Here is an 11,667-nt window from a genome sequence, read left to right on the forward strand (position 1 = left end):
CGTCCTTGCCACGTGTTTCGCCTTCGGTGAAAGCCCTGGTCAGAACGGTTGTAGCCCAAATAAAAGCGGCGTGGTCACGCCGTGCCGCGTGCTGCGGACGGCGTGCCACGCCTAACAGAGAGTGCGTGCCCCTCGGCAGACCGCCGACCGGCGCGCCCGATAAAATCGCCGGTTTCGCGATCGGGCGCGCAGCCGGGGGGCTCCGGGGGGTCGTCCCCCCGGGTTAACCCTGCTTCGTCTCCCAGAAGATCTTGGAGATCTCCTCGATCTTCGCCAGCAGCTCGTCCGCCTTGGCGATGTCGGTCGAGCCCTTGGTGCCGCCGGCGCCCGCGAGCTTGGTGGCCTCGTTGAAGAGGGTGTGCAGCTGCGGGTACTTCTCGAAGTGCGGGGGCTTGAAGTAGTCGGTCCACAGCACCCACAGGTGGTGCTTGACCAGCTCGGAGCGCTGCTCCTTGATGAGGATCGCGCGGGTGCGGAAGTCCGGGTCGTCGTTGTCGGCGACCTTCGCGATGATCGCCTTGATCGACTCGGCCTCGATCCGGGCCTGGGCCGGGTCGTAGACACCGCAGGGCAGGTCGCAGTGGGCGGAAACCTCAAGCGTGGGTGCGAACAGTCGCGCGAACATGCGGGTCCTCTCGTCGTCTCTTCTTCGGTTGTCGGAGTACGCCGCCGGGGCGGACGCGCTCGGCTGCGAGACTACTCCGCGTGCCGCACGCAGCTCGAGGGGTCCGACGTCTGGCGGGACGGGTACCCCTGCTCGGGCCGGCCCATGTCTCCGGCGACTCGATGCTGCCCGCCCTCCGCGCCGGTGACCGGCTGGTCGTCGACCACCGCGGCAGGGTGCGCCCGGGCCGGCTGGTGGTGGCCCGGTTCGCCGACGGCACGCTCGTGGTCAAGCGCGCGGCGGAGCGTCGTACGACGGCGTCCGGCCGCGCGGGATGGTGGCTGCTGAGCGACAACCCGGCCGCCGGCGTCGACTCCCGCCACCGCGGACCGGTCGCGGACGAGGACGTGGTCGCCGTGGTCAGGGGCCGCTTCTGGCCGTGGCCGCGACCGGCCAGATGGTTGTGACGGAGCCCACCTATGAATGCCGGGGCCCTGTGCGAGACTGCTGAGAACCCACCGCCCCGTGCACCCGGTTCCGCGGCACCACCCCGTCCGCGTCGAGCCGGAGCCTCAAGAGTTCCGACGGCCTCCGCGCCTGGAAAGCACTGGTCACCATGAACGAAGCACAGTCCCACCCGCACGCCGGAGACCCGGTCTTCGACCTGCACGTCGGCGGCAAGATGGAGGTCAGCTCCACGGTCGCGCTCGAGGGTCGCGACGACCTCTCGATGGCCTACACCCCGGGCGTCGCCCGGGTGTGCGAGGCGATCGCGGCCGACCCCGCGATGACCCAGCACTACACCTGGGTGCCCAACACCGTGGCCGTGGTGACCGACGGCACCGCCGTTCTCGGCCTCGGCGACATCGGACCGGCCGCCGCGATGCCCGTGATGGAGGGCAAGGCCGTGCTGTTCAAGCAGTTCGGCGGCGTCGACGGCATCCCGATCTGCCTGGACACCACCGACGTCGAGGAGATCATCGAGACCGTCGTCCGGATGGCGCCCAGCTTCGGTGGCATCAACCTCGAGGACATCTCGGCGCCGCGCTGCTTCGAGATCGAGGACCGGCTCAAGGAGCTGCTCGACATCCCCGTCTTCCACGACGACCAGCACGGCACCGCCGTGGTCGCGCTCGCGGCGCTGACCAACGCGCTGCGGCTCACCGGCCGCAGCTTCGAGTCGACCCGGGTCGTCATCGGCGGTGCGGGCGCGGCCGGCGTCGCGGTCACCAAGATCCTGCTCGAGGCCGGGATCAAGGACTGCGTGGTCGTCGACCGCCAGGGCGTCCTGCACTCCTCGCGCGAGGACCTGACCCCGGTCAAGAAGGCCCTCGCCGAGATGACGGCCGACCTGACCGGCCGGACCGGCTCGCTGGCCGACGTGCTGGTCGGCGCCGACGTCTACATCGGCGTCTCGGGCGGCAACGTCCCCGAGGAGCAGATCGCCCCGATGGCCTCGGACGCCATCATCTTCGGCCTGGCGAACCCCACGCCCGAGGTGCTGCCCGAAGTGGCTCATCGGCACGCCCGCGTGGTGGCGACCGGGCGCTCGGACTACCCGAACCAGATCAACAACGTGCTGGCCTTCCCGGGCATCTTCCGGGGCGCCTTCGACGCGCACGCCACGGCCATCACCGAGGGCATGAAGCTCGCCGCGGCGCAGGCGCTCGCGTCGCTCGTCGGCGACGACCTGGCCGAGGACATGATCATCCCGTCGCCGTTCGACCCGCGGGTGCCGGGTGCGGTCTCGTCCGCGGTCGCGGAGGCGGCCCGGCGCGACGGCGTGGCGCGACGCTGACCACCGGCCGGTAGGTTCTGGGGATGCTTGCCGTCTACGCCGACACGTTCTCGAAGGAAGACCCGGTCTCGGTCCTGCGGGTGGGGGAGCGCCCCGACCCGGAGGTACCGGACGGGTGGACCACGGTCACCGTCAAGGCCGCGTCCCTCAACCACCACGACCTGTTCTCGCTGCGCGGGGTCGGGCTGCGCGAGGAGTCGCTGCCGATGATCCTCGGCTGCGACGCCGCAGGGTACGACGAGGACGGCAACGAGGTCGTCGTCCACGCCGTGATCAGCGACCCGTCGTGGAGCGGGGACGAGACCCTCGACCCGAAGCGGTCGCTGCTCTCCGAGCGCTACCAGGGCACCTTCGCCGACAAGGTCGCCGTCCCGCGTCGCAACGTGGTCCCGAAGCCGGCGTCGCTGTCCTTCGAGGAGGCGGCCTGCCTGCCGACGGCCTGGCTGACGGCGTACCGGATGCTCTTCACCCGGGGCCAGCTCAAGGCCGGAGAGACGGTGCTCGTCCAGGGGGCCGGCGGCGGGGTGGCGACCGCGGTCATCACCCTCGCCCGAGCGGCCGGTCTGCGGGTGCTCGCGACCAGCCGCGACGAGGCCAAGCGCGCCAAGGCGCTCGACCTCGGTGCCCACGAGGTCTTCGAGTCGGGCGCCCGGCTGCCGGTCAAGGTCGACGCGGTGATGGAGACCGTCGGCAAGGCGACCTGGTCGCACTCCATCCGGGCGCTGCGCCCGGGCGGCCGGATCGTCACCTCGGGTACGACGTCCGGCCCGAACCTCGACGACGCCGAGCTGACCCGGATCTTCTTCCTGCAGCTCAGCGTCATCGGCTCCACGATGGGCACCCGCGACGAGCTGGCCTCCCTGGTCGCGCTCCTCGACGCCTCGGGCGCCCGGCCGCTGATCGACCGGGTCCTGCCGATGGCCGACGCCGCCGAGGGGTTCGCCGCCATGGCCGGCGGCGACCTGTTCGGCAAGATCGTCTTCACCCGCTGATGTCCGCGCAGCCGCGCGTCCACCTGCTCACCGGCGCCGGCTCCGGCATCGGGGCGGTCCTCGCCACCCGGCTCCTCGAGCGGGGCGACGAGCTGGTGCTGCTGGCCCGCTCGGCCGAGCGGGCCGAGCAGCTGGCGGCCGCCCTGCCCGGCTCCGAGGTCCTCGTCGCGGACCTCTCGCGGCCCGACTCCGTCGAGTCGCTCCGGCTGCCGGAGGGACTCGACTCGGTCGTCCACGCGGCCGGGATCGCCGAGCTGGGCTCCGTCGCCGAGCTGAGCGTCGGGGCCTGGGTCGACCAGCTCCAGGTGAACCTGGTCGCGCCCGCCGCCCTCACCCGGATCGCGCTGCCCGCCCTGCGGGCCCGCCGGGGCACGGTGGTGCTGCTCAACTCCGGCGCCGGGCTGCACGCCCACCCGGGCTGGTCGGCGTACGCCGCCACCAAGCACGGGCTGAAGGCCCTCGCCGACGCGCTGCGCGCCGAGGAGGCGCCGTACGGCGTCCGGGTCACCTCGGTCTACCCGGGCCGGACCGCCACGGCGATGCAGGAGGAGGTGCACCGCCAGGAGGGCAAGGAGTACGACGCCGCGGCGTGGATCCAGCCCGAGACGGTGGCCGACGCGATCCTGCACGTGCTGGACCTGCCGCGCGATGCGACCCTGACGGACCTGACCCTGCGCCCCACCTGACGACCCGCCTCACCCGAATCTCGTGAGGCGGGTAAGTCACCCTCTTGCCTACGCTCGGATCTCCGACCAGGAGGTACCACGTTGGCGAGCACTCGGGGCGCGCTCGACGCGCGCACCCCATTGCCCGCGGGTCTCCTGATCGATATCGTCGCGCCCACGGAGCTCCGCGAGGGGGACACGTGAGCACGCAGACCGACAGCACGCCTGCGGGCGGGACCGTGGCGAAGCTGAGCCTCCCGACCCTGACCGCGATGGTGGTCGGGGGCATGGTCGGGGCGGGCGTCTTCTCGCTCCCGGCCCGCTTCGGCGTCGCGACGGGCATCCTCGGCTCGCTGATCGCCTGGGCGATCGCCGGGACGGGCATGCTGATGCTGGCCTTCGTCTTCCAGAACCTCGCGATCCGCAAACCCGAGCTGGACTCCGGGGTCTTCATCTACGCCAAGGCCGGCTTCGGCGACTACGCCGGCTTCAACTCCGCGATCGGCTTCTGGGCCAGCGCGGTCGCGGGCAACACCTTCTACTGGGTCTTCATGACCGCGACGGTCGGCGCGTTCTTCGACAGCTTCGGCGACGGGGACACCTTCCTCGCCGTGGCCGTCGGCTCGGTCGGCGTGTGGGTCTTCCACTACCTGATCGCGCGCGGCGTCCGCGACGCCGCGATCATCAACCGGATCGTGACGGTCTTCAAGATCCTCCCGATCCTGGTCTTCATCGTCGTGCTCTTCGTGAACTTCGACGCGGGCGTCTTCTCCGACAACTGGACCGCCTACGGGTACGGCGACCTCGGCGACCTCAACGAGCAGGTCCGCAACACCATGCTGATCACGACGTTCGTGTTCATCGGCATCGAGGGCGCGAGCGTCTACTCCCGCTACGCGAAGCGGCGCGAGGACGTCGGCCGCGCGACCGTCATGGGCTTCCTGAGCGTGCTGTCGATCTTCGCGCTGGTCACGCTCTCCAGCTACGCCGTGGTGCCGCAGCCCGAGCTCGCCGCGACCCGGCAGCCGTCGATGGTCGGCGTCTTCGAGTCCGTGGTGGGGGACTGGGGCGAGATCTTCATCAGCGTCGCGGTCATCGTCTCGGTCCTCGGCGCCTACCTGGCCTGGACCCTGATGGCGGCCGAGGTCATGTTCATCCCGGCCCGCGCCGACGACTTCCCCGAGCTCCTCGGCCGTGAGAACGAGGCCGGCACCCCCATCGTCGCCCTCGTCGCCACCACCCTCGGCGTCCAGGCGCTGCTGGCACTCACACTGTTCGTCGACGACGCGCTGAACTTCATGCTCGACCTGTCGACCAGCCTCGCGCTGCTGCCCTACCTGCTGGCGGCGGCGTACGCCCTCAAGCTCGGGCTGACGGGGGAGTCGTACGACGGCGTGCCGGCCAAGGCGCGCCGCCGGGACACCATCGTGGCGGGCGCGGCGACGGCGTACACGATCTTCCTCTTCGACGCGGCGGGCATGAAGTTCGTGCTGCTCTCCACAGTCCTCCTCGCGCCGGCGGCGCTGCTCTACGTCAAGGCGCGCAGCGAGCACGACCGGCGCATCTTCTCCCCGGCGGAGCTCGCCCTGTTCGCGCTGATCGTGACCGGCGCGATCATCGGCGGCATCGGCCTGTGGACCGGTCGGATCGAGCTCTGACCTCGCGAGTACCTCGTTGCCCTCGACAGAAAGGCAGGATCTGATGACCGAGAGCGTGTCCTCGACCTACGGAGTGCACTCGGAGGTCGGCAAGCTCCGCAAGGTGCTCGTCTGCGCGCCCGGTCTCGCGCACCGCCGACTGACGCCGAGCAACAGCGACGAGCTGCTCTTCGACGACGTGCTGTGGGTCGAGAACGCACAGCGCGACCACGCGGACTTCGTCAACAAGATGCGCGGTCGCGGAGTCGACGTCGTCGAGCTGCACGACCTGGTCGCGCAGACCCTCGCGGTGCCCGGCGCCCGGGACTGGCTGCTGGACCGCAAGGTGGTGCCGAACCAGGTCGGGCTCGGGCTGGTCGACGGCACCCGCGCCTTCCTGGAGAGCCTGCCGGCACGCGAGCTGGCGGAGTTCCTCATCGGTGGGCTCGCGACCCAGGACCTGCCCGGGGACTTCCGCTCCGGGTACGCCGCGCTGGCGCGGGAGTCGACCGGGGCGCGCGAGTACCTCATGCCGCCGCTGCCGAACACGCTCTACACCCGCGACACCACCTGCTGGCTGTACGGCGGCCTCACGATGAACCCGCTCTACTGGGCGGCCCGCAAGGAGGAGACGCTCCTCTACCAGGCGATCTACTCCTACCACCCTGACTTCGTCGGGTCGACGGTCTGGTGGGGGGACGCCGAGCAGAGCTGGGGGCAGGCGTCGTTCGAGGGTGGCGACGTGATGCCCGTGGGCAACGGCGTCGTCCTGGTGGGCATGAGCGAGCGCACCTCGCGGCACGCCATCACGCAGGTCGCGGCAGCGCTCTTCGCGCAGGGCGCCGCCGAGCGGGTCATCGTCGCCGGGATGCCCAAGCTGCGCGCCGCGATGCACCTGGACACCGTCTTCACCTTCGTCGACCGCGACATGGTGACCCTCTACCCGACCATCATGGACGGGGTGCACACCTTCACCCTGGTGCCGTCGGACCGGGAGCCCGGCGTCGAGGTCATCGACGAGGGCAGCACCCCGTTCGTCGACGTCGTGGCCCGGGCGCTCGGCCTGCGCGAGCTGCGGGTGATCGAGACGGGCGGCGACGTCTACCAGTCCGAGCGGCAGCAGTGGGACAGCGGCAACAACGCCGTCGCCCTCGAGCCGGGCGTGGTGATGACCTACGACCGCAACACCCTGACCAACACGCTGCTGCGCAAGGCGGGGATCGAGGTCATCACGATCGTGGGGGCCGAGCTCGGCCGCGGCCGCGGCGGCGGCCACTGCATGACCTGCCCCATCAGCCGTGACCCGGTGGACTTCTGATGAGACGCCGGGTCGTCCCGGTCCTGCTGCTCGCGTTCCTGCCTCTCGCCGGCTGCGGGTCCGAGGACGACAGCGCGTCCGACGCGTCGACCGCGGAGCCGTCCGCGGTGACGGCCGACGACCTCGACGGCTCGTCGTACGCCTCGACCGAGGTGGTGGGTCACGAGCTGGTGGAGGGGACCCGGGTCCGGCTGAGCTTCGAGGACGGCGTACTCGCGGTCTCGGCGGGGTGCAACACGATGACGGCCGAGTACGACGTGACGGGGGACCAGCTGGCCTGGTCCGGCGAGCCGGCGGCCACCCTGATGGGCTGCGTCGAGGACGTCGCCGCACAGGACGAGTGGCTCACGAGCCTGTTCCGGACGGGGGTGGTGACCGCCCGGCTGGTCGACGGCGACCTCGAGCTCACGCAGGACGAGGTCGTCCTCACCCTGGAGCCGTCGGACTCGTGATCGAGATCGGGTGAGGACCGGCGCCAGCCGCCCGGCCTGGGTCGCCCGCCTGGGCCTGCTCCTCGTCGCGGGGATCATCACGGTCGTCGTCGTCCGGCTGATCGGCCGGGTCGACTGGGCCGAGGTCTGGGCGGCCCTGAAGCTGCTGACCTGGTGGCATCCGCTGGTCCTGCTGGTGGTCCTGCTGGTCCGGCAGGTGCTCAACGCCCTGCCGCTCGCGTTGTACATCCCGGGGATCTCGCCGTACCAGGCCACGCTGAACGACCAGGCCGCGATCCTGATGGCGTCCCTGGCCCCGCCGCCGAGCGACCTGGCGCTCCGGCTGAGCATCTTCGGGTCGTGGGGCGTGCCCACCGTCAAGGCCCTGGCCGGGACGGTGATGAACACGCTGACCTTCTACGTGGTCCGGTTCGCCGCGCCGATCGGTGGCTTCGTGCTGCTGGGACTGCTGGGCCGGGCACCGGGGCCGCGCTGGCTGGAGCTGCTCAGCATCGCCATCTCGCTCGCGATCCTGGTCGGGGTGCTCCTCGTCGTCCGCAGCGAGCAGGTCGCCCTGGCGGTCGGCGGTCGGGCCGGGCGCGCGGCCCGCCGGGTCCGGCGCAGCGTGGACCCGGAGGCCTGGGCGCGGTCGTGCGCGGAGTTCCGCAGCGAGATCGTCGTACGGTTCCGGCGCGGCTTCCCCCAGTCGCTGGTGGCGCTCGTGGGGATGCTGGCCGTGGACCTCACGCTGCTCGTGCTGTGCCTGCGCTTCGTGGGCCTGGACAGCTCCGAGGTGGCGCTCGCGGAGATCGCGGTCGCGTACCTGTTCGCCTATCCCTTCACGATCTTCCCGTTCTCCGGGATCGGCGTCGTCGACGCGCTGGTGCTCGCCGGACTGGTCGAGGCCGCCGGGTCCGAGGTGGAGGCCGCCGGCGTCGCGGGTCTCGTGGTGTGGCGGGTCTTCACGGTCGGCGGCCCGGTGCTGCTGGGCCTCGGGGCGCTGGCCGTGTGGCGGCGGGGGGCGTCGGCGTCGGCGGCCGCATCAGGGCCGCAATTGCGGCCGTAGAACGGGTCGAGGACCCGGCAACCTGCTCAACCGCCGCAATTGCGGCCGTTGGACAACCCCATCCGAGCCCGCTGGCCGATCACCGCACGGGCAGCGAGGCGAAGCCGCGGATCGGACCCGAGCGGAGTCGCTCGGCGGCGCACAGGTCGACGTCCCAGGCGAACGACCGGCGGTCGAGGAGTACGTCGAGCGCGATCCGGGTCTCCATCCGGGCCAGCGACGCGCCGAGGCAGAAGTGGATGCCACGACCGAGGGCGACGTGTCGCTCGGGGCGCCGCGTGATGTCGAAGACCTCGGCGTCGGGGAACGCGTGGTCGTCGCGGTTCGCCGAGCCGAACAGCAGCAGCACCGAGTCGCCGGACTCCATGCGCTGTCCGTAGAGCTCGACCGGCCGGGTCAGCGTGCGCCCGATGCCCTGGACCGGCGAGTCGTAGCGGAGCAGCTCCTCGACGGCGGAGGGCACCAGGTCCCGGTTGTTGCGCAGCCGCTCGCGGACCCCGGTGTGCTCGGCGAGCAGGACGGCGCCGTTGGAGAGCAGGTTCGTGGTCGTCTCGTGGCCGGCCACGAGCAGCAGGAGGCAGAAGCCCAGCAGCTCGTCCTCGCTGAGGTGCTGGCCGTCGACCTCGGCCTGGACGAGCGCCGACATCAGGTCGTCCTGGGGGCGCGAGCGACGTTCGGCGAGGAACGACGAGAAGTAGTCGTAGAGGGCGGCTGCCGCCTCCAGCCCCGGCCCCATCTCGCCGCGGATGGGATTGCCCTGGATCAGGGTCGTGGACCAGGCCCGGAAGTGGTCCCGGTCCTCGCGGGGGATGCCGAGCATGTCCGCGATGACGATCGCGGGGAGCGGACCGGAGAGCCCCGAGACGAAGTCCCACGTCCCGGTGGCAGGGACGTCGTCGAGAAGCTCGTGGACGATGGCGTGGATGCCCAGCTCCATCGCGGCGATGCGGCGCGGGGTGAAGGCTCTGCTGACGATCTGCCGCAGCTGGGTGTGCCGGGGCGGGTCGCTCATCACCAGCATGGGCAGGAACAGCTCGGTCATGTCCACGTCGGGCGGCGTGGGGTAGACGCCCGACGCCGAGGAGTACGTCGCCGGGTCGGTGAGGGCCGCGGTGACATCGGCGTACCGGCTCAGGACCCAGGCGTTCGCCTCGTCGGACCAGAACACGGGCGCGCGCTCCCGCAGCTCGCGGTAGACGGGATACGGGTCGGCGATCACGTCGGGATCCCACGGCCGGTACGTCAGCTGCTGGTCGATCGTCACGAGCGCCTCCGTGGGACGGTCCGAGAGTATGGATCGGGAGTTTGGACTCTCAGTACAACATAGGATGTGCCGATGCGGAAGATTCCGGCGAAGCTCGCCAGTCGGCTGTACGACGCGGCGGAGCTCATCGCCGAACGCGGTCTGGACGGGACCAAGATCGACGACATCGCCGAGGTCACGGGCATCCCGAAGGCGACGATCTACTACCACCTGGACGGCAAGAACGGCGTCCTGGAGTTCCTCCTGGGCGACATCCTGGAGATGATCTCGAGCGCCGTCGGAGTGGCGGTGAGCGGACCCGAGGACGCGCGGACCCGGCTGCGGGCCGCCATGCTGGCCCAGCTCGGGATCATGCTGGAGCACCCGTACCTGTGCCGCGCCCTGATGGGGGACCTGGGCCGCGTGGCCCGGCTGCCGGAGCTGGCGCTCGCGATCAACGGCGCGTTCTACCAGCCCATCGAGCAGCTGCTCACCGAGGGCGTGGAGGACGGGTCGTTGCGGCGGGTCGAGGATCCGGCCACGGTCGCGGTGAGCGTCTTCGGCGCGGTCACCATCGCCGGGCTCAGTGTCGCCATCGAGCGGCCGCACGAGGACCCGGCGGCGAACGCCGACCGCCTGACCGCCGGGATCTGCGACCTGGTCCTCGACGGTCTGGCGACCCGGCCCTAGCTGTACCGGGCCAACACGTTGGTCACAGGCGGCTGACTGGTGGGAGTCCTCCGAGTGCGCTGTGGCGGCGTTCAGTGTTGTAGTGCTCAATCCAGGGCGCAAGGGCGGCTGAGCGTTCGTCGTTGCTGATGAAGACCTGCCGGTAGGCCCATTCGGTGGCCAGGGTCCGGTTGAGCCTTTCGACCTTGCCGTTCTGCCAGGGACAGTGGGGCTTGATGAACTTCTGCCGGATGCCGTGCGCGGCGCAGACCTCGCGCAGCGACCATCGGTAGGCCCAGGCGTTGTCGGTGATCAGCCGTTCGATACGAGCGATGCCGTGGCTGGCGAAGTAGGCGAGCGCGCGGTCGAGGAACGCCGCACAGGTCGCACCTTTCTCGTCAGCAAGGATCTCGGAGTAGGCCAAGCGGGAGTGGTCATCGACGAGGGAGTGGACGAAGTCGTAGCCGATGGTCTTGTCGCGATCGCGGTTGTCACCTGGTCCCCGGCCATGGGCTCGCCAGCCGCCGCCGTCGGGGACCCGGCCGAGCTTCTTGACGTCCATGTGGACCAGTTCGCCCGGGCGTTCGCGTTCGTAGCGGATCGCTGTCGCCTTGCTGGCTCGGATGACCTCGCCGCTCATCGGGTCCAGCTGCGCCAGCCGTGGTAAACCCTTCCGGGCGATAACGCGTGACACGGTGCGGGCGGGGACGCCGAGCTCGGCGCCGATCCAATCCGGTCCGCGTCGCTCGCGGCAGCGGAACTCGACGATGCGCTCCTCCACGACGGCGCTGGTTTGACGTGGGCAAGAGCGAGGACGCGAGGACCGTTCGTATAGACCGGCCTCGCCGGCCTCTGCGTAGCGGGCCAGCCACTTGGCCACGCACTTGCGCGAGATGCCCATCGCCGCCGCGATGTGCGCCTGAGGCCAGCCGTCGCGACGGCGCTGCACGATCAGCAGCCGACCTTGGAACGTCGTACGAGCATTACGGTGAGACACGAGAGCCTCCGAGGGTGGGAGCGGTCCTAGACAAGCCACACCCCACTCGGAGGCTCTCACCCGTTCAAGCCGACGCGCCTGCTACCAACGTCCTGGCTCGGTACACCTGATATGTAGCGACCTCCTGTCAAGCGGCAGGGTGAGGCGCCCGTCCCGATGGTTCGGGCGGGCGCCTCGTGCTTCGTCGTCGTGGGTGGCTGGTGAGCGTGTCGTTGGCGACGCGCGGTCAGACTGATATACGCGGGTT

The 11,667-nt window shown here is 70.7% G+C and carries 12 protein-coding genes; 9 read left to right on the plus strand and 3 right to left on the minus strand.

The window, feature by feature from the left end; all coding sequences use genetic code 11:
* Nucleotides 1-223 precede the first annotated feature (223 nt).
* Complete coding sequence (gene sodN, locus VMF51_RS24180) at nt 224-625, minus strand: superoxide dismutase, Ni (protein WP_325477047.1); 402 nt, start codon at nt 623-625, stop codon at nt 224-226.
* An 80-nt stretch (nt 626-705) separates the two neighbouring features.
* On the opposite strand from sodN, the gene VMF51_RS24185 reads away from it, so the two are divergent.
* The 8 genes from VMF51_RS24185 to VMF51_RS24220 all read left to right on the plus strand — a co-directional run bounded on the left by VMF51_RS24185 (nt 706) and on the right by VMF51_RS24220 (nt 8,511).
* A complete protein-coding gene (locus VMF51_RS24185) occupies nt 706-1,071 on the plus strand; it encodes a S24 family peptidase (protein ID WP_325477048.1) in 366 nt (121 codons plus the stop codon).
* A 149-nt stretch (nt 1,072-1,220) separates the two neighbouring features.
* Nucleotides 1,221-2,402 carry an NADP-dependent malic enzyme gene (locus VMF51_RS24190; RefSeq protein WP_325477049.1) on the plus strand — a complete coding sequence of 394 codons (1,182 nt, stop codon included), beginning with the start codon at nt 1,221-1,223 and terminating at the stop codon, nt 2,400-2,402.
* A gap of 23 nt (nt 2,403-2,425) precedes the next feature.
* Nucleotides 2,426-3,394 (plus strand): zinc-binding dehydrogenase, encoded by a 969-nt coding sequence (locus VMF51_RS24195; protein ID WP_325477050.1) that lies wholly within the window; start codon nt 2,426-2,428, stop codon nt 3,392-3,394.
* Entirely contained in the window at nt 3,394-4,080 is a 687-nt protein-coding gene (locus VMF51_RS24200) for an SDR family oxidoreductase (RefSeq protein ID WP_325477051.1), read from the plus strand. The genes VMF51_RS24195 and VMF51_RS24200 overlap by 1 nt, the downstream gene beginning before the upstream one ends.
* A 179-nt stretch (nt 4,081-4,259) precedes the next feature.
* On the plus strand, nt 4,260-5,717 hold the full coding sequence (locus tag VMF51_RS24205) for a basic amino acid/polyamine antiporter (RefSeq protein WP_325477052.1): 1,458 nt from the start codon (nt 4,260-4,262) through the stop codon (nt 5,715-5,717).
* A 55-nt stretch (nt 5,718-5,772) separates the two neighbouring features.
* Nucleotides 5,773-7,014 (plus strand): arginine deiminase, encoded by a 1,242-nt coding sequence (locus VMF51_RS24210; RefSeq protein WP_325477058.1) that lies wholly within the window; start codon nt 5,773-5,775, stop codon nt 7,012-7,014.
* Nucleotides 7,014-7,466: an META domain-containing protein gene (locus VMF51_RS24215; RefSeq protein ID WP_325477053.1), complete on the plus strand. Its 453-nt coding sequence runs from the start codon at nt 7,014-7,016 to the stop codon at nt 7,464-7,466. The genes VMF51_RS24210 and VMF51_RS24215 overlap by 1 nt, the downstream gene beginning before the upstream one ends.
* A gap of 10 nt (nt 7,467-7,476) precedes the next feature.
* Nucleotides 7,477-8,511, plus strand: coding sequence for a lysylphosphatidylglycerol synthase domain-containing protein (locus tag VMF51_RS24220; protein ID WP_325477054.1), 1,035 nt, complete (start codon nt 7,477-7,479; stop codon nt 8,509-8,511).
* A gap of 79 nt (nt 8,512-8,590) precedes the next feature.
* On the opposite strand, the gene VMF51_RS24225 is transcribed toward VMF51_RS24220, so the two are convergent.
* The gene (locus tag VMF51_RS24225) at nt 8,591-9,775 is read right to left on the minus strand and encodes a cytochrome P450 (RefSeq protein WP_325477055.1); all 1,185 of its coding nucleotides are present in this window, start codon (nt 9,773-9,775) and stop codon (nt 8,591-8,593) included.
* Nucleotides 9,776-9,847: 72 nt separating this feature from the next.
* Here VMF51_RS24225 and VMF51_RS24230 point away from each other — a divergent pair, with 72 nt between their 5' ends.
* Nucleotides 9,848-10,444: a TetR/AcrR family transcriptional regulator gene (locus VMF51_RS24230; RefSeq protein ID WP_325477056.1), complete on the plus strand. Its 597-nt coding sequence runs from the start codon at nt 9,848-9,850 to the stop codon at nt 10,442-10,444.
* 22 nt (nt 10,445-10,466) lie between these two features.
* Here VMF51_RS24230 and VMF51_RS24235 read toward each other — a convergent pair whose 3' ends face one another.
* Nucleotides 10,467-11,420, minus strand: coding sequence for an IS481 family transposase (locus VMF51_RS24235; RefSeq protein ID WP_325477057.1), 954 nt, complete (start codon nt 11,418-11,420; stop codon nt 10,467-10,469).
* Nucleotides 11,421-11,667 lie beyond the last annotated feature (247 nt).

This window comes from Nocardioides sp. (genome assembly GCF_035503875.1).
Taxonomy (GTDB): domain Bacteria; phylum Actinomycetota; class Actinomycetes; order Propionibacteriales; family Nocardioidaceae; genus Nocardioides.

Excerpts from the sequence above, each read along its gene's own strand:
- sodN (WP_325477047.1), bottom strand. The coding sequence starts at position 625 with ATGTTCGCGCGACTGTTCGCACCCACGCTTGAGGTTTCCGCCCACTGC.
- VMF51_RS24190 (WP_325477049.1), top strand. The coding sequence starts at position 1,221 with ATGAACGAAGCACAGTCCCACCCGCACGCCGGAGACCCGGTCTTCGAC.
- VMF51_RS24195 (WP_325477050.1), top strand. The coding sequence starts at position 2,426 with ATGCTTGCCGTCTACGCCGACACGTTCTCGAAGGAAGACCCGGTCTCG.
- VMF51_RS24200 (WP_325477051.1), top strand. The coding sequence starts at position 3,394 with ATGTCCGCGCAGCCGCGCGTCCACCTGCTCACCGGCGCCGGCTCCGGC.
- VMF51_RS24215 (WP_325477053.1), top strand. The coding sequence starts at position 7,014 with ATGAGACGCCGGGTCGTCCCGGTCCTGCTGCTCGCGTTCCTGCCTCTC.
- VMF51_RS24230 (WP_325477056.1), top strand. The coding sequence starts at position 9,848 with ATGCGGAAGATTCCGGCGAAGCTCGCCAGTCGGCTGTACGACGCGGCG.